This window comes from Shinella sp. (assembly GCF_052438155.1).
Lineage (GTDB): Bacteria > Pseudomonadota > Alphaproteobacteria > Rhizobiales > Rhizobiaceae > Shinella.
Window position 1 is genome coordinate 133622 of the sequence record NZ_JBQVPI010000010.1, and the last position, 17203, is coordinate 150824.

At 64.3% G+C, this 17203-nt stretch carries 17 protein-coding genes; 12 read left to right on the forward strand and 5 right to left on the reverse strand.

What is annotated here, in order from left to right; genetic code table 11:
- Positions 1 to 25: 25 nt before the first annotated feature.
- Complete coding sequence (locus ACT6VE_RS19260; protein ID WP_444800125.1) at positions 26 to 1876, reverse strand: extracellular solute-binding protein; 1851 nt, start codon at positions 1874 to 1876, stop codon at positions 26 to 28.
- Between the two features lie 180 nt (positions 1877 to 2056).
- On the opposite strand from ACT6VE_RS19260, the gene mepA reads away from it, so the two are divergent.
- From mepA to ACT6VE_RS19290, 6 genes are all read left to right on the forward strand, one after another.
- Entirely contained in the window at positions 2057 to 3124 is a 1068-nt protein-coding gene (mepA, locus tag ACT6VE_RS19265) for a penicillin-insensitive murein endopeptidase (protein ID WP_444800126.1), read from the forward strand.
- An 83-nt stretch (positions 3125 to 3207) separates the two neighbouring features.
- A complete protein-coding gene (locus tag ACT6VE_RS19270; protein WP_444800127.1) occupies positions 3208 to 3588 on the forward strand; it encodes a methylglyoxal synthase in 381 nt (126 codons plus the stop codon).
- Positions 3589 to 3651: 63 nt separating this feature from the next.
- A complete protein-coding gene (locus ACT6VE_RS19275; protein ID WP_444800128.1) occupies positions 3652 to 4677 on the forward strand; it encodes a glucokinase in 1026 nt (341 codons plus the stop codon).
- Between the two features lie 114 nt (positions 4678 to 4791).
- Positions 4792 to 6585 carry an ABC transporter ATP-binding protein gene (locus tag ACT6VE_RS19280; RefSeq protein ID WP_444800129.1) on the forward strand — a complete coding sequence of 598 codons (1794 nt, stop codon included), beginning with the start codon at positions 4792 to 4794 and terminating at the stop codon, positions 6583 to 6585.
- 98 nt (positions 6586 to 6683) lie between these two features.
- Entirely contained in the window at positions 6684 to 7502 is an 819-nt protein-coding gene (gene dapB / locus ACT6VE_RS19285) for a 4-hydroxy-tetrahydrodipicolinate reductase (protein ID WP_444800130.1), read from the forward strand.
- A gap of 26 nt (positions 7503 to 7528) precedes the next feature.
- Positions 7529 to 8164, forward strand: a complete 636-nt coding sequence (locus tag ACT6VE_RS19290; protein WP_444800131.1) for a 2,3-bisphosphoglycerate-dependent phosphoglycerate mutase — start codon at positions 7529 to 7531, stop codon at positions 8162 to 8164.
- 25 nt (positions 8165 to 8189) lie between these two features.
- Here ACT6VE_RS19290 and ACT6VE_RS19295 read toward each other — a convergent pair whose 3' ends face one another.
- On the reverse strand, positions 8190 to 8867 hold the full coding sequence (locus ACT6VE_RS19295) for an HAD family hydrolase (protein ID WP_444800132.1): 678 nt from the start codon (positions 8865 to 8867) through the stop codon (positions 8190 to 8192).
- Between the two features lie 252 nt (positions 8868 to 9119).
- On the opposite strand from ACT6VE_RS19295, the gene recF reads away from it, so the two are divergent.
- The 3 genes from recF to ACT6VE_RS19310 are packed head-to-tail and all read left to right on the forward strand — an operon-like array spanning position 9120 to position 11478.
- On the forward strand, positions 9120 to 10244 hold the full coding sequence (recF, locus tag ACT6VE_RS19300) for a DNA replication/repair protein RecF (protein WP_444800133.1): 1125 nt from the start codon (positions 9120 to 9122) through the stop codon (positions 10242 to 10244).
- A complete protein-coding gene (gene moeB / locus ACT6VE_RS19305) occupies positions 10241 to 11008 on the forward strand; it encodes a molybdopterin-synthase adenylyltransferase MoeB (protein WP_444800134.1) in 768 nt (255 codons plus the stop codon). The genes recF and moeB overlap by 4 nt, the downstream gene beginning before the upstream one ends.
- Complete coding sequence (locus ACT6VE_RS19310) at positions 11005 to 11478, forward strand: GNAT family N-acetyltransferase (RefSeq protein ID WP_444800135.1); 474 nt, start codon at positions 11005 to 11007, stop codon at positions 11476 to 11478. The genes moeB and ACT6VE_RS19310 overlap by 4 nt, the downstream gene beginning before the upstream one ends.
- A 45-nt stretch (positions 11479 to 11523) precedes the next feature.
- On the opposite strand, the gene ACT6VE_RS19315 is transcribed toward ACT6VE_RS19310, so the two are convergent.
- On the reverse strand, positions 11524 to 12528 hold the full coding sequence (locus ACT6VE_RS19315; RefSeq protein ID WP_444800136.1) for a 2-hydroxyacid dehydrogenase: 1005 nt from the start codon (positions 12526 to 12528) through the stop codon (positions 11524 to 11526).
- A 181-nt stretch (positions 12529 to 12709) separates the two neighbouring features.
- Between ACT6VE_RS19315 and ACT6VE_RS19320 the strand changes: the two genes are divergently transcribed.
- Complete coding sequence (locus tag ACT6VE_RS19320) at positions 12710 to 13249, forward strand: SH3 domain-containing protein (protein WP_444800137.1); 540 nt, start codon at positions 12710 to 12712, stop codon at positions 13247 to 13249.
- Here ACT6VE_RS19320 and ACT6VE_RS19325 read toward each other — a convergent pair.
- Together ACT6VE_RS19325 and efp are read right to left on the reverse strand one after the other, a co-directional pair.
- Positions 13242 to 14234, reverse strand: a complete 993-nt coding sequence (locus tag ACT6VE_RS19325; protein ID WP_444800138.1) for an adenosine kinase — start codon at positions 14232 to 14234, stop codon at positions 13242 to 13244. The two genes, ACT6VE_RS19320 and ACT6VE_RS19325, sit on opposite strands and share 8 nt — an antisense overlap.
- 123 nt (positions 14235 to 14357) lie before the next feature.
- Positions 14358 to 14927, reverse strand: coding sequence for an elongation factor P (gene efp / locus ACT6VE_RS19330; RefSeq protein WP_444800139.1), 570 nt, complete (start codon positions 14925 to 14927; stop codon positions 14358 to 14360).
- 152 nt (positions 14928 to 15079) lie between these two features.
- Here efp and epmA point away from each other — a divergent pair, with 152 nt between their 5' ends.
- Both epmA and ACT6VE_RS19340 read left to right on the forward strand, forming a co-directional pair.
- Positions 15080 to 16144, forward strand: a complete 1065-nt coding sequence (epmA, locus tag ACT6VE_RS19335; RefSeq protein WP_444800140.1) for an EF-P lysine aminoacylase EpmA — start codon at positions 15080 to 15082, stop codon at positions 16142 to 16144.
- Positions 16141 to 17202 carry a lysine-2,3-aminomutase-like protein gene (locus ACT6VE_RS19340; RefSeq protein WP_444800141.1) on the forward strand — a complete coding sequence of 354 codons (1062 nt, stop codon included), beginning with the start codon at positions 16141 to 16143 and terminating at the stop codon, positions 17200 to 17202. The genes epmA and ACT6VE_RS19340 overlap by 4 nt, the downstream gene beginning before the upstream one ends.
- The last annotated feature ends 1 nt before the right edge of the window (position 17203 follow it).

Consider the following 17203-nt stretch of genomic DNA (forward strand, 5'->3'; position numbering starts at 1 on the left):
CCGGCCTTGCGGCGCAAGCCCCGGCTCATTTCGCGGCATTTTTCGACCACCAGACATCCGGAAAGCCCGTGCCGTAATAGGGCAGCTCCTGCGGATGGGTCAGGTGGTTCCAGTAGGCGACGCGCTGCGCCTTGGAGTAGAAAAGCGGTATGACGTAGTGATGCGCCAGCAGCACGCGGTCTAGCGCACGGGTCGTCGCGATCAGCTCGTCCCGGTCAGACGCGAAGATGATTTTCTTGATCAGGTCGTCGATTGCCGGATCGGCAATGCCGGCATAGTTCTTCGAACCCGGCTGGTCGACCGAGGCGGAGCCCCAGTAGTCGCTCTGTTCGTTGCCCGGCACCAGGGTCTGCGCCCAGATGCCATAGATCATGTCATAATCGAAGCTTCGGACGCGGTTGGTGTATTGCGAGGCGTCGACGGTGCGCATGCGGGCATCGATGCCGATCTTCTTCACGCTGTTGACGAAGGGCGAGACCGTGCGCTCGAAGGAGGGGCTGGAAAGAAGAATCTCGAAGCCGAAAGGCTCGCCGGTCTTCGAATTCACCAGCTTATTTCCCTTCAGCTCGTAGCCGGCCTCCTTAAAGAGGGCGAGTGCCTTGCGCAGGTTTTCGCGCACCTTCTGCGTATCGCCATTGACGGGGTTGGTGTAGGGCGTGGTGAAGACGGCGGCGGGAACCTTGTCCTTCAGTTCATCCAGAATCTCCTTCTCGCGGCCCTCGGGCAGGCCGGAGGAGGCAAGCTCGGTGTTCCAGAAGTAGCTGTCGACGCGCTGGTAGGCATTGTGGGCGAGGTTGCGGTTCAGATCTTCGAAGTCGAAGGCGTAGTTCAGTGCCTCACGCACCTTCTGGTCCTTGAATTTGTCGCGGCGCAGGTTCGGCACGAAGGCCTGCATGATGCCGGTGGCACGTAGCGGATTCTCGATCGCCTCGCGCACCACGCGGCCATCCTTCACGGCCGGAAAATCATAGCGAGTCGCCCAATTGCTAGCGCTGTTGTCTCGGTAGAAGTCGACGTTGCCGCCGCGGAAAGCCTCGAACTCAACTGTCTTGTCGTTGAAGAACGTGTAGGTGATCGTGCCGAAATTGTGCTGACCGACATTCACATTGAGGTCCTTGCCCCAGTAGTCGTCTCGTCGCTCGAAGCGGATGGAACCGCCGGCCTGAAATGACGCAATCTTGTACGGCCCGGAGCCCATAACCGGCTCCAGCGTCGTCTTGCTGATATCACGCTTGTTGCCCTTGCCGTCCTGACCTTCCCACCAGTGCTTGGGAATGATCGGAAACTGGCCAAGAATGTTCGGCAGTTCGCGGTTGTTCTTCTCGTCGAAGTGGAAGGTAATATCACGCTCGCCGGTTTTTTCGGCTGACACTACATGGCGATAGTAGTTGGCGAAAAGCGGATTGTGCTCCTTCACCATGTCGAAGGAATAGACCACATCCTCCGACGTCACCGGCTTGCCGTCCGCCCACTTCGCCTCGGCGCGGAGCCGGAAGGTGGCAGACGAAATGTCGTCCGGGTAGGAAACGCCCTCGGCGAGCAGGCCGTAGGAGGCGGTGATCTCGTCCTCGGCGGATTTCAGCAGCGTATCGAAAACGAGCGATGTCACGGCAGTCGCCGCTTCGCCCTTCGAAAGGATCGGGTTGAATGTGTCGTAGGTGCCGGTTTCGGAAAGCTTCAGCTCGCCGCCCTTCGGTGCATCGGGATTGACGTAATCGAAGCGCTCAAAACCGTTCGGATGCTTCAGCTCGCCGATCGTCGAGATGCCGCTGCGCCAGACCGGATCTTTCGCTTCCTGGGCCTTCGTGCCGGTCGCGACCGCCAGCGATAAAGCCAGTGCCGCCGTGAACAAGGTTCTCCCGAAGGCTGAATGCATGCCAATTCCCTTTCCGTGATTTCGCCGGAGCTTGCAGCAGAGAATAGGCAAAATCCGGGCAAATGACAGGCCTGCCATCAAAGCGGCTGTTTTTGCCGCGCCTATTCGGGGCACCGATTCACTTCCGCGAAAGGATGATCCTTTAACCTTTCGCAACGATTGCGACTTCGAGACCGGACAATGCCCGTGCATACCCTGATTTCCCGCCTGACCACCTGCCTGATCGCCGCCGGCCTTGCGCTGACCGCACTTGCCCAGCCACTGGCTGCCGAGGAACGGCCCGCCAAGGAGCTTTTCGGATCAAAACGGCTGCCGGCCAAGATGGCGACGGCCTCCTATGGCTCCTATGCCAAGGGCTGTATTGCCGGTGCGGTGGCGATCCCGACGGACGGCCCGGCCTGGCAGGCGATGCGCCTGTCGCGCAACCGGCGCTGGGGCCATCCGCAGATGATCGCGCTTCTGGAAGAATTCTCCCAGGATGCCCAGCAACTCGGTTGGCCGGGGCTTTTGCTCGGCGATATTTCGCAGCCGCGCGGTGGACCGATGCTGTCGGGCCATGCCTCGCATCAGGTCGGTCTCGATGCCGACATCTGGTTCACGCCGATGCCCGACCGGCGGCTGTCCGCGCAGGAGCGCGACGAACTGCCCTTCACCTCGATGCTCGACAAGAGCAAGTTCCTGACCGTCGATTCGCGGCGCTGGACATCCACCCATGCCCGCCTCGTCATGAAGGCGGCGAGCTATCCGCAGGTCGAACGCGTCTTCGTCAATCCGGCGATCAAGAAGAAGCTCTGCGACACCTGGCAGGGCGACCGTTCGCTGCTCGGCAAGGTGCGGCCGATCTACGGCCATGATGAGCACTTCCACATCCGCATCAAATGCCCGGAAGGGGTCGCGGGCTGCAAGCCGCAGGCGAAGGTAGCGGCCGGCGATGGCTGCGATGCCTCGCTTGACTGGTGGTTCACCAAGGAGCCCTGGACAAAGCCCAAACCGAAGAAGGACGCCAAGCCCGTCAAGCCCTGGTACCTCAAGCTCTCGGATCTGCCGAAGGCCTGCGGCACGGTGCTTGCCGGCGCCTCGCCGGCCTCCGAGCAGGAGGTGACCTATCAGGGCAATGGCGGCACCTCGACGGCGCTCGCCTTCTCCAGCGGTGGCGGAAGTGCAGGCCGCACGATCGAATCGGTCATTGCCGCCGACACCACGCTGCCCGCCATCGTGCCGATCCCGATTCCACGGCCGTTTCAATAGGCGATCCGGCGGCGGGGCTTTTCAAGGCTCCGCCGCTTTTGTATAAGGCGTTCAAATCGATTTAAAACCTTCGGGGAACGCCCATGTCGCGCCAGAAATGCATCGCGCTCATCGCGCATGACGAGAAGAAGGACGACATGGCAGCCTTCGCGCTGCAGAACGAAAAGGTGCTGGCGCAGGCAAGAATCGTCGCCACCGGCACGACCGGCGGCCGGGTGCTGGAAGCCTGTCCCAGCCTCGACGTGACCCGGCTTAAGAGCGGCCCGCTCGGCGGCGACCAGCAGATCGGCGCGCTGATTGCGACAGGCGAGGTCGACCTCCTGGTCTTCTTCGTCGATCCGCTCACCCCCATGCCGCACGACGTGGACGTCAAGGCGCTGATGCGGCTGGCCATCGTCTATGACATTCCGATGGCGCTGAACCGCGCCACGGCCGAACACCTGCTCGACTTTGCCGGCGATTGACGGCAACCTCTGCCGCAGATAGCGAAAAGCAGCACATCCACGCGAAAAGAACGGGACAGCTTGATGGCAAGGCCGAGCGACAACGAAACGAACCTCCCCTTCCCCATCCTCGTCGGCGATATCGGCGGCACCAATGCGCGTTTCGCGCTGCTGGTCGACGTCTTCGCCGAGCCGAAACAGTTCCCGATCGTCCAGACCGCCGACTTTGCCAATATCGACGATGCGCTCCAGCAATGCATCCTCGACAAGAGCTCGGTCCAGCCGCGCTCGGCGATCCTGGCGCTTGCCGGCCCGATCGAGGGCGACGAGGTTCCGCTAACCAACTGCCCCTGGGTGGTACGGCCGCGTGACATGATCGCTAATCTCGGCTTCGAGGACGTGCTGCTCGTCAACGATTTCGAAGCGCAGGCGCTTGCCATCGCCTCGCTCGGCGAGGGCGACCGCGAAAAAATCGGCCCCGGCATCGAGCGCAACGCCGCCTCGCGCACCGTGCTCGGCCCCGGCACCGGGCTTGGCGTCGCCGGCCTTGTCCATGCCCGCCACACCTGGTTCCCGGTCCCGGGCGAAGGCGGCCATGTGGATGTCGGCCCGCGCAGCGAGCGCGACTACCAGATCTGGCCCTTCCTCGAGCCGATCGAGGGCCGCATTTCCGCCGAACAGCTGCTGTGCGGGCGCGGCATCATGAACATTTATCGCGCCGTCTCCGCAGCCGACGGCGTCGATGCGCCACTGGAAACCCCCGCCGACGTGACCGCGAAGGCGCTGGCGCAGCAGGACCGCGCGGCGATCGAGACCGTCTCGCTGTTTTCAACCTATCTCGGCCGCGTCGCCGGCGACATGGCGATGATCTTCATGGCCAAGGGCGGCGTGTTCCTCGCCGGCGGCATCTCGCAAAAAATCCTGCCCGCACTGCGCGGACCGGAATTCCGCGCCGCCTTCGAGGACAAGGCCCCGCACAATGCGCTGCTGAAATCCATCCCGACCTATGTGGTCACCCACCCGGTCGCAGCCCTTGCCGGGCTTGCCGCCTTCGCCCGCATGCCGGACCGTTTTGGTGTTGCAACCGAGGGACGCCACTGGAAAAGGTGAGACACCGGGCAGCGCTTCACGCCGCCACGGACTCGCCAAAGAGGGACCGGCGTCCTATAGAGCGGCCAACAGACCGGCTCACGCCGGTCGAGACCGTGCAGGAAAGTCAGACTATTGGCCGATAAGAGTCGAACCGAGCGCCCACATGTCAGCTCCGACACCGTCGCCACCGTGCTCAAGCGCATCATCGCCGAAAATGGCCGCGAGCACGTCCGCGGCTATGTGATCGCCATTCTTTGCCTGGCCGTGGTTGCCGGCACGACCGGCTTTACCGCCTGGATCATGGAAGCCGTCGTCAACGAGGCCTTCGCCAACAAGCGCGCCGACCTCGTCGCCATCATCTGCGTCTCGATCTTCATTGCCTTCGTGCTGCGCGGCTTTGCCACCTATTTCCAGGCCGTCATCCTGTCGAAGATCGGCAACAACATCGTCGCGCGTTACCAGCGACGCCTCTATTCGCACCTGATGGCGCTCAGCGTCGGCTTTTTCAACGAGTCGCGCTCGGCCTACCTTGCCGCCCAGATCAGCCAGAACGTCACGGGCATCCGCGACGTGCTCAACATGACGGTGACCTCCGTCGCCCGCGACTTCCTGACCCTCGTCGCCCTCATCGGCGTGATGATCTCCAAGGACTGGCTGCTGACGCTCATCGTCTTCGTCATCGCGCCGCCGCTAATCTACGGCCTGCGTTATGTTTCCAGGCGCCTGCGTAGCGCGACACGCGAATCCGTCGAGTTGAACAGCCACGTTCTCGGCGCCATGCAGGAAACCATCCAGGGCATCGCCATCGTCAAGGCCTTCACTATGGAGGGCCAGCTCACGGCCAAGGTCGAGGACATTATCGGCCGGGCCGAGAGCCGCTCCAACCGCATCGCGCGGCTGACCGAGCGCACCGCGCCGATGACCGAAACCTTTGCCGGCTTTGCCATTTCCGGCGTGCTCGGCTATGCGGCCTACCGCTCGATCTATGGCGGCGTGCTGCCGGGCGCCTTCTTCTCCTTCGTGACGGCGCTGCTGATGGCCTATGACCCGGCCAAGCGCCTTGCTCGCCTGCAGGTCTCGATGGAACGCGCGGTCGTGAACGCACGGATGATCTACGAGATCCTCGATCTGCAGCCGCGCCAGGCCGACCGGCCAGATGCGAAACCGCTCGAAATCACCAATGCCACGATCACCTTCCAGAATGTGCGCTTCGGCTATTCGGAGACCGAGACGATCCTGAAGGGCGTGACCTTCACCGCCGAGGGTGGCAAGACGACCGCGCTCGTCGGCCCGTCCGGCGCCGGCAAGTCGACGGTGATCAGCCTCATTCCGCGCTTCTACGATCCGGTAGAGGGCGAGATCCTGATCGACGGGCAGGACATCGCCCATGTCACCAAGCAATCGCTGCGCAACGCCATCGCCTATGTTTCGCAGCAGCCCTATCTGTTCGAAGGCACGATCCGCGACAACATCCGCTACGGCCGCCCGGACGCGACGGACGCGGACATCGAGGAAGCCGCGCGCCACGCCTATGCGCATGATTTCATTCTCGCCCAACCGCTCGGCTACGAGACGCCTGTCGGCGAAAACGGCGTGACGCTCTCCGGCGGCCAGCGCCAGCGGCTGTCGATCGCCCGCGCGCTGGTGCGCAATGCGCCGATCCTGCTGCTCGACGAAGCGACCTCGGCGCTCGACACCGAATCGGAACAGGCCGTGCAGAAGGCGCTGGACGAAGCGATGAGCGGACGTACCGTCGTCGTCATCGCGCACCGGCTGTCGACCGTCGTGCGCGCCGACAAGATCATCGTGATGCAGGACGGCAAGGTCGCCGAAGAGGGCTCGCATGAGGCGCTTGCGGGCCGCGACAACGGCCTTTACGCTCGCCTCAACAGCCTCCAGGCACCGGCAGGCATCACCGGCAAGTAGAGCAGTTCCAGCAAAAGCGTTGAGCGGTTTTGCGTTCGGGATTGCGTGAAAACAAGAGTAAGGAGCGTGTATGCGCTCCAGACAGTAGGGACGGGACAATGAGCGGCAACGCAATGAAGCTGGTCGTCGTGGGCGCTGCGGGCCGCATGGGCCAGACGCTGATCCGGACGATCCACGCCATCGAGGGTGCGGAGCTGTTTGCCGCGATCGAACGCGAGGGCTCGCCCTTCATCGGTCGTGATGCGGGGGAACTGGCAGGCCTCGGCCCGATCGGCGTTCCGGTGACCGACAAGCCGCTGGAAGCTTTTGTCGCGGCGGAAGGCGTGCTCGACTTTACCGCACCGGCAGCATCCATCGAATTTTCCGGCCTCGCCGCCCAGGCGCGCATCGTGCATGTGATCGGCACCACCGGCTGCTCGGCCGCGGATGACGAGAAGATCAAGACCGCCGCCCGCCATGCCCGTATCGTCAAGTCCGGCAATATGAGCCTCGGCGTCAACCTGCTCGGCGTGCTGACGGAAACCGCCGCGCGGGCGCTTGGCCCCACCGACTGGGACATCGAAGTGCTGGAAATGCACCACAAGCACAAGGTGGATGCACCCTCCGGCACCGCCCTGCTGCTCGGCAATGCCGCCGCCAAGGGCCGCGGTATTGCGCTTGCCGAGAATTCCGTGCGCGTGCGCGACGGCCATACCGGCCCGCGCCCTGCCGGCACGATCGGCTTTGCGACGCTGCGCGGCGGCTCGGTCATCGGCGACCACTCGGTGATGATCGCCGGCGAAGGCGAGATGGTGACGCTGTCGCACAGCGCGACCGACCGCTCGATTTTTGCACGCGGCGCGGTACAGGCAGCACTCTGGGCGCGCGACAAAAAGCCCGGCCTCTATTCCATGCTCGACGTGCTCGGGCTCAACTGAAATCCAACACTCGGGAGACAGACCATATGAGCGGAACCCTCGTCCTCGTTCGCCACGGCCAGAGCGAATGGAACCTGAAAAATCTCTTCACCGGCTGGCGTGATCCGGACCTGACGGCTCTCGGCGTCGAGGAGGCCAAGACCGGCGGCAAGGCGATTGCCGAGACCGGCATCAAGTTTGACATCGCATTCACGTCGGACCTCTCCCGCGCCCAGAAGACGCTGACGCTCATTCTCGACGAGATCGGCCAGCAGGGCCTCGAGACGATCCGCGACCAGGCGCTGAACGAGCGCGACTACGGCGACCTTTCCGGCCTGAACAAGGACGATGCCCGCGAAAAGTGGGGCGAGGAGCAGGTCCATATCTGGCGCCGTTCCTACGACGTACCGCCGCCGGGCGGCGAGAGCCTGCGCGACACCGGCGCCCGCGTCTGGCCGTATTATCTCACGGAAATCCTGCCCCGCGTGCTGCGCGGCGAAAAGGTGCTCGTCGCCGCGCACGGCAATTCGCTGCGCGCGCTCGTCATGGTGCTCGACAAGCTGACGAAGGACGAGATCCTGAAGCTCAACCTCGCGACCGGCGTGCCGATGGTCTACACGCTGAACGCCGATTCCACGGTCGCATCGAAGGACGTGCTCGGCGACATGTCCGGCGCGCACTAAACCTTCAAACGTCGCGCGCCGTGGCTCAGCCTGCGGCGCGCAACAGCCTGAGCTTGCCGTCGGCGTCCTGCTCGGCGCTCACGCCATCGTAGTTTTGCAGCAGCGGATGGCCCGTTTCGATTGGGTGATGGTGCGTCGCCGTCATGACGACGACATGGGCGCCTGCCCCTTCGCCAGCGAGAATTCCGGCCGGCACATCTTCGAAAACCAGGCAATCGGCCGAATCAAACCCCAGCTTCTGTGCGCCCAACCGGTAGCCATCCGGCGCCGGCTTGCCCTTGGTCACGTCATCGGCCGTCACGATGACTTCCGGCAACGGGATGCCGGTTGCGGCAAGGCGGCGGCGGGCGAGCGCCACCGGCGCGGAGGTCACGATGCCCCAGCGGCCGACCGGAAGCGACTTCAGAAAATCGATCGCGCCGGAAATCGGCACGATGCCCTCGACGTCATCCATCTCCTGCTGCTCGACCTCCTTCGCTTCCGCAATCGGGTCGACGCCCGGCAGGCCGAGGCGCGTGATCGTATCGATGCCGCGCACGCCATGCATGGTCGGCAGGAAGGTCGCGACGTCGAGACCGTGTTTCCGCGCCCAGTTGCTCCACACCCGCTCCGTCGCCGGAATGGAGTTGATGATCGTGCCGTCCATGTCGAAGAGGAAGGCGGAGAAGGTGCGGTCGAAAACGGGGCGAGCGGAAGAAGACAAGGCGATGACCTGCGGGCTCAAGAGGGGAGGATGCGGAAAGCGCGGGCGGGATCTTTCGATTACCCCCTCCCGGCTGCACAGGCAACCACTCTCACGCCATCGTGTCCGTCGAGCTGCATTTGCCTTCGCCGTGCGCAACACCCATCTATGCCCTGATGCGGCTCGACAGGTTGCCGCATCTTTCTGTTGTTGCCCGATTTATGCGCCGGGAGGTGATTCCCCTTGGCGGAAAAATGCTCTAGCTCTGGCCCCATGCCGCACAAGGTTTTCCTCTCCCGCCTGAAGCTCACGGATTTCCGCAACTATGCGGGCCTGTCGCTGCCGCTCGACGGCCGGCATGTCGTGCTGACCGGACAGAACGGTGCAGGCAAGACCAATCTCATGGAAGCAGTCTCCCTGCTCTCCCCCGGCCGCGGCCTGCGCCGCGCCGCTTATGGCGATGTCGTGCGCGCTGGTGCCGAGGCCGGCTTCTCCGTCTTCGCGACGCTCGACGGCATGATGGACGAGGTCGATATCGGCACAGGCACGGAAGGCGGCGACGAGGGACAGGCGCGAAAACTCCGGTTGAACGGCACGCCGGTCCGCACCGTCGACGAGTTGCTCGACCATCTGCGCGTAGTATGGCTGACGCCCTCCATGGACGGCCTGTTCACCGGCCCCTCCGCCGACCGACGCCGCTTCCTCGACCGGCTCGTGTTGTCGCTCGATCCCGAACACGGCCGGCGTGCGGCGGATTTCGAAAAGGCCATGCGCGGCCGCAACCGGCTGCTCTCCGAACCACGGCCCGATCCCGCCTGGCTGACGGCGCTAGAAAAGCAGATGGCCGAACTCGGCATCGCCATGGCGCATGCCCGCCACGAACTCGTCGGCCTGCTTTCCGGTCTCGTGGAGGCGGCGCGCGACGATGGCCCGTTCCCCTCCGCAACGATGCGGCTTTCCGGCTTTCTCGACGAGGAATGGCAACGACCGGCCTACGAGATCGAAGACATCTATCTCGACATGCTGCGAAGCGGGCGCTACCGCGACGCGGCCGCCGGCCGCACGCTGGACGGCCCGCACCGCGCCGACCTCCTCATTCGCCACCGCGAGAAGGACATGGAGGCCGAGCGCTGCTCCACGGGCGAGCAGAAGGCGCTGCTCGTCGGCCTCATCCTCGCCCATGCCGGCCTCGTCGGCGGCATGACCGGCCATGCCCCGGTGCTGCTGCTCGACGAGATCGCTGCCCATCTCGACGAGGGCCGGCGCGCCGCCCTGTTCGACCGCGTCGATGCGCTCGGCGGCCAGTCATTCATGACCGGCACCGACCGGTCGATGTTCGACGCGCTCGGCGAGCGCGCGCAGTTTCTCACCGTCTCGAATGGAGGTATTGTGACATGACCGATCCCCTGAGCGCTGCAGAGATCGACCGCTATCGCCGCCATATCGTGCTCGCCGAAATCGGCGGCGCAGGCCAGCAGAAGCTCAAGCAGGCGAACGTGCTGATCATCGGCGCCGGCGGCCTCGGCGCACCCGTCATCCAGTATCTCGCCGCCGCCGGCATCGGCCATATCGGCGTGCTGGACGACGACACGGTGTCGCTTTCCAATCTCCAGCGCCAGATCATCCACGACACAGCCAGCATCGGCATCGCAAAGATCGCCAGCGCCGAGACCGCCGTCACCCGCCTCAATCCGCATGTGCGCTTTAGCGGCGTCGCCGAGCGCCTGACGGGGGCGAACGCTGCCTCGCTGCTTGCCGGATACGACATGCTTGTCGACGGTTCAGACAATTTCGACACGCGCTATGCCTCCGCCGACGCGGCCGAAGCCGCGCGCATCCCGCTCGTCACCGGCGCCGTCGGCCGGTTCGATGGCTCGCTGACCGTGCTGAAGCCCTATGAGCAATCCGCGGATGGCCGCCTTAACCCCGGCTACCGCGATCTTTTCCCGTCCGCCCCGCCGCCGGGCGTCGTGCCGGCCTGCGCGGAAGCCGGCATTGTCGGCGCGCTGACGGGCGTCATCGGCACGCTGATGGCAATGGAGGTGATCAAGCTCGTCACCGGCGCCGGAGAGCCGCTGGTCGGCCGCCTGATGCTCTATGACGGCCTCGCCGCTCGCTTCGAGACGCTGAAATATGCCCGGCGGCGAACCACTGGCGCATGACGGAGATCATCCGGATCGATCCTGATTTCGGCCGCTGGGATGATCTGCTGTCGCTCATCCTTGACGCCTTCGCCTACATGGACGGCATCATCGATCCGCCGTCTTCCGCACACCGGATGACAGCAGCCTCGCTCGCCGCCAAGGCGCGCGTGGAAATCGCCTCTGTGGCTCTGCAAGGCGAAACGCTGCTCGGCTGCATCTTCTGCCGTCCGGAGATCGAATCGCTCTACATCGGCAAGCTTGCGGTCAGGCCGGCCTTTCAAGGCAGGGGCATCGGGCGGCTGTTGCTGGAAACAGCGGAGGCGCTGGCCCGCGAACAGCATCTGCCGGTGCTTCGCCTCGAGACGCGCATCGAACTTGTCGAAAATCATGCCGCCTTTGCGCGGTGGGGCTTCGTCAGGACGGCCGAAAATGCCCATCCCGGTTTTAGCCGCCCCACCTCGATCGAGATGCGCAAGACACTCGCTTAAAGCATTTCCCGACGCCGAAGCGATGCCGCTTCGGCTGGAACTGCTTTAGACCCGGCTCGGCAGCACGCGATCCGGCGGGCGGTGGCCGTCGAAGAAGGTGCGGATGTTGATCACCACCTTCTCGCCCATGTCGATGCGGCCTTCGAGCGTCGCCGAGCTCATATGCGGCAACAGGACGACCTTGCCCTCGGTAGCGAGCTTCAAGAGCTTCGGATTGACCGCCGGCTCGTTCTCGAACACGTCGAGGCCGGCGCCGGCAATCTTGCCCTCGCGCAGGCACTTGATCAGTGCCGTTTCGTCAATGATGCCGCCGCGCGCCGTGTTGACGATGTAGCTCGACGGCTGCATCAGCTCGAGCCGGCGGGCGGACAGCAGGTGGTAGGTCGCCGGTGTCGAGGGGCAGTTGACCGAGACGATATCGACGCGGGCGAGCATCTGGTCGAGGCTGTCCCAATAGGTCGCTTCCAGCGCGTCTTCCGTGTCCGGGCGCACGCGGTGGCGGTTGTGGTAGTGGATGGACAGGCCGAAGGCCTTGGCGCGCTTGGCGACGGCGGTGCCGATGCGGCCCATGCCGACGATGCCGAGCCGCTTGCCCCAGATGCGCCGGCCGAGCATCCAGGTCGGCGACCAGCCGGCCCATTCGCCCCTCCGATCCGTCAGGATGCGCGCACCTTCCGCAAGCCGGCGAGGGACTGCGAGGATGAGCGCCATCGTCATGTCGGCGGTGTCTTCGGTCAGGACGTTCGGCGTGTTGGTGACGGTGATGCCGCGCCGGGCGGCCGCTTCCACGTCGACATTGTCGACGCCGTTGGAAAAGCAGGCGATCAATTTCAGCTGAGGTCCAGCCTGCTCGATGAGCGCGGCGTCGATCCGGTCGGTCAGCGTCGGCACCAGGACGTCCGCCGATTTCACGGCGGCGACGAGTTCGGGCTGAGTGCGCGGCGTGTCGTCGATGTTGAGTTCCGCGTCGAACAGTTCGCGCATCCGGGTCTCCACGACCTCGGGCAGGCGGCGGGTGATATAGACCTTCGGTTTTTTCTTCTGGGTCATGGGATGTTCCAGCGTCCTGTTGACGGGTCCTTAACCAAGTTGGGCAAGGATTGCTTCATCAGGGGCATTTTCTACCAGACCCGGTCGCGAAGACAATCCGCCCAAATAGCGGTCCCCGCGATTTGCCACCGCTGACCGGTTCGGCAGCCCGATGCCCTCTTCAGTTTTGTGCGGGTTCTCCATGCGTAACCTTGTCGTTCGTCTCAGTCTTGTCGCCCTTGCGGGCATCCTCGTTTCGGTTGCGGGCCTTCAGTCCGCCCATGCCCAGGCGTCCAAGGGGCCGAGCGGCCTGCCGCTGCCGCGCTTCGTCAGCCTCAAGGCGAAGAGCGTCAACCTGCGCGTCGGCCCCAGCGTCGATTATGCCGTGGCCTGGCGTTATCTCAAGTCCGGCGTGCCGGTCGAAATCATCCAGGAATATGATAACTGGCGCCGCATCCGCGATGCCGACGGCACGGAAGGCTGGGTCAACCAGGCGCTGCTCTCCGGCGAGCGCACCGCCGTGACCGCGCCATGGATGCGCGGCAAGGGCGAAAGCATCTATGTGAACATGCGCCGCGAAGGCATGCCGAACTCGACGCTTATCGCCAAAATCCAGCCGGGCGTCGTCGTCAAGGTCGGCGAATGCAACGGCGACTGGTGCCGTGCCGAAGTGGACGGCACGGCGGGCTGGGTCTCGCAGAACGAGATCTGGGGCGCCTATCCCGGCGAGGCCTTTAAATAAGGCCGACCTTCTTCGCTTCGTCCGCCAGCGACAGCAGCGGACGGGGTCCGACCTGCTGGATGACGAGACCAGCCGCAAGGCTGCCGAGCTTGCCGCAATCGGCAAGCGAGCGCCCGGCCGTATAGCCGTAGAGGAAGCCGGCGGCATAGAGATCGCCCGCGCCCGTCGTGTCGACGACGCTCGGAATGCTGATCGCCTCCACCTTGATGCGCTCGCCCTTCGTCAGGATGACCGAGCCTTCCTCGCTCATCGTCACGGCCGCCAGACGGCAATCCTCAGCGATGCGGGTCAGCGCCTCCTCGAAATCCTCCGTCTCGTAGAGCGCCAAGGCTTCCGCCTTGTTGGCGAACACGATGTCGACGGTGCCGGAACGCATGAGATCCAGGAATTCGCTGCGATAGCGGTGCACGCAAAAACTGTCGGAGAGCGTCATCGACACTTCGCGGCCATGGGCATGGGCGATGCGGGCGCATTCGCGGATCGCATCCTTGGCGCGCGGCGGATCCCACAGATAGCCTTCGAAATATGTGACCTTGGCCTCGGCCACGACATGCTCTTCGACGTCTTCCGGTCCGAGCTCGACGCAGGCGCCGAGATAGGTGTTCATCGAGCGCTCGCCATCGGGCGTGACGAAAATCATCGAACGGGCGGTCGGCGGCGGACCGGCAAGCGGCTTGGTCTCGAAATGCACGCCCTGGGCGCGGATGTCGTGGATGAAGATATCGCCAAGCTGGTCCTTGGCGATCTTGCCGAAATAGGCGGCGCGGCCACCGAAGCTCGCGACACCCGAGGCGGTATTGCCGGCGCTGCCGCCGGAGGCTTCGAGTGCCGGGCCCATGCGGGAATAAAGCAGTTCGGCGCGCTCGGCGTCGATGAGGTTCATCGCCCCCTTGATGATGCCGTTGTCCGTGATGAAGTTTTCGTCGCAGCGCGCAATGATGTCGACGATGGCATTGCCAACCGTCAGCACGTCAAATTTGGTCATGCGGGATTCCCGTATCCGTTAGTAAGAGCCGGGATTTGGTCTTAACGGATTTTCCGCAAGTTGAAAGAAAAAAGCCGCCTCACCGTTTCCGGCAGGCGGCTTTCTGTATCCGTAAGCAACGGATCAATCCTTGGCGCGTTCCACGTAGGAACCGTCTTCCGTCGCGATGACGACGCGCGTGCCGGCCGAGATGTGCGGCGGCACCAGCGTGCGGATGCCGTTCGACAGGATCGCCGGCTTGTAGGAGGACGATGCGGTCTGGCCCTTGACGACCGGCTCGGTCTCCATGATCTCGAGCGTCACATGGCGCGGCAGGTCGATGGCGATCGCCACACCCTCGTAAACCGACAGCACGACCGTCATGCCTTCCTGGAGATAGTCCTTCAGGTCGCCAATGTCCGCGACCGACATGGTGAGCTGGTCATAGCTCTGCGGGTTCATGAAGTGGAAGCCGTCACCGTCCTGGTAGAGGAAGTTGTGCTCGCTATCCTCGACGAAAGCACGCTCGACCTGTTCGGTCGTGCGGTAGCGTTCGGAAACCTTCACGCCGTCGGAGATGCGGCGCATGTCGACCTGGGTGACCGGCGTGCCCTTGCCCGGGTGGAAGTTCTGCGCCGTCAGCACGACATAGAGCTTGCCTTCGACCTCGAGGACATTGCCCTTGCGGACGGAAGAGGCGATGATCTTTACCATAAGTCTTCCTTGTAACTGGATGGATCGCGTCGTAGAGGACCGCCTAGAGACGTCTTCCCCGAGCGATAAAAAAGCGGTTTCGGGGCCGCAACTACTCTATATTCCGGCAAAAGACCAGTCTGTCCGCCGGTATGGCCGAAGAAACCTGTCACATGCGTGCCACAAGCCCAAAACCTTCACCCTGGTGGACGCCCGACGTCCATGCTGACCGCCGGCCGTTCCTGATGGCGCGAAACCGCATCCAGGCGGCGCTGCGCGGCTGGTTTGGCAGCCGCGATTTTATCGAGGTGGATACGGCGACGCTGCAGGTCTCGCCCGGCAACGAGGCGCATCTGCACGCTTTCGAGACCACCGCGATCGGCCATTCCGGTGCCCTGACCCCGCTTTACCTGCACACCTCGCCGGAATTCGCCTGCAAGAAGATTCTGGCCGCCGGCGAGCCGCGCATCGCCTGCTTCGCCCATGTCTACCGCAATCGCGAGCGCGGGCCGCTGCACCACCCGGAATTCACCATGCTGGAATGGTACCGGGCGGGTGAGACCTATGACGCGCTGATGGCGGATTGCGCAGAAATGCTGGCGCTTGCCGCCGAGGTGGCGGGAACTCCATTGCTGACCTACCGCGGCGCGACCTGCGACCCCACGCTTGCGCCGGAACGGCTGACGGTGGCGGAGGCCTTCCAGCGCCATGCCGGCATCGACCTGCTTGGCTCTATCAATCCCGATGGCGCGACGGACCGGCAGCGCCTGGCCTTTGCCATGCAGGCAGCGGGTCTGCGCGTTGCGGAGGACGACACCTGGGCCGACCTGTTCAGCCGCGTGCTGGTGGAAAAGGTGGAGCCGGAACTCGGCTTCGACCGCGCCACCATCCTGTGCGAATATCCGATGGCGGAAGCCGCTCTCGCGCGGCCTGCACCGCATGACCGCCGCGTTGCCGAGCGCTTCGAGCTCTATGCTTGCGGCGTGGAACTGGCCAACGCCTTTGGTGAGTTGACGGATGCGGCGGAACAGCGCCGGCGGTTCGAACTTGAAATGGCGGAAAAGGCGCGCGTCTACGGCGAGACCTATCCGCTCGACGAGGACTTTTTGGCCGCCCTTGCCATCATGCCGGAGGCGAGCGGCATCGCGCTCGGCTTCGACCGGCTGGTGATGCTGACGACCGGGGCTTCGCGTATCGACCAGGTGATCTGGGCGCCCGTTGCGGAGACGGCGCCATGACGGTCGCGCGCAGCCTGACGACGGTGGCCGAACTCGTCGACGCCGGCCTCATTGCCGAAGAGAAGCGCGCCGATGCCGCCGCCGTTGCCGAGCGCTATGCCGTCGCCGTCACGCCGTCGCTCGTCTCGCTGATCGATGCCACCGATCCGCTCGACCCGATCGCCCTGCAGTTCATCCCCGATGCTGCCGAACTGGCGACGCTGCCGGAAGAGCGCGCCGACCCGATCGGCGACCTCGCGCACAGCCCCGTCGAGGGCATCGTGCATCGCTATCCGGATCGCGTGCTGCTGAAAGCGGTGCATGTCTGCCCGGTCTATTGCCGCTTCTGCTTCCGCCGCGAAATGGTCGGGCCGGAAGGCCTCGGCACGTTGTCCGGCAAGGCGCTCGATACGGCCATCGCCTATATCGCGGAGCGACCGGAGATCTGGGAAGTGATCCTGACCGGCGGCGACCCGCTGGTGCTCTCCCCGCGCCGCCTGCACGCCATCATGGAACGGCTGGCCGCGATCGCGCATGTGAAAATCGTGCGTTTCCACACCCGCGTGCCCGTGGTCGATCCCGCGCGCATCGACGCCGCCCTCGTCGCCGCGCTGAAAGCCTCCGGCAAGACGACCTATATGGCGCTCCACGCCAACCACCCACGCGAATTCACTGTGGAAGCCCGTGCCGCCGTCGCCCGTGTCGTCGACGCCGGCATCGTGATGATCAGCCAGACGGTACTTCTGAAGGGCATCAACGACGACGCGGCGGTGCTGGCGGAATTGATGCGCATCTTCGTCGAGAACCGCATCAAACCCTACTACCTGCACCACCCCGACCTTGCGCCCGGCACGTCCCATTTCCGCCTGACGCTCGCCGAAGGCCGGGCGCTGGTCGAAAGCCTGCGCGGCCGCGTCTCCGGCCTCTGCCAGCCGACCTACATCCTCGATATTCCCGGTGGACACGGCAAGGTAAGGGCGGATTCGCTTGCTGTCGAAGAGGCGGATGAGGGGTGTTTTCGCGTGCGCGATTTCCGAGGAGAGACACATCTTTATCCGCCGGAAGACGGCGGGGCGTAAC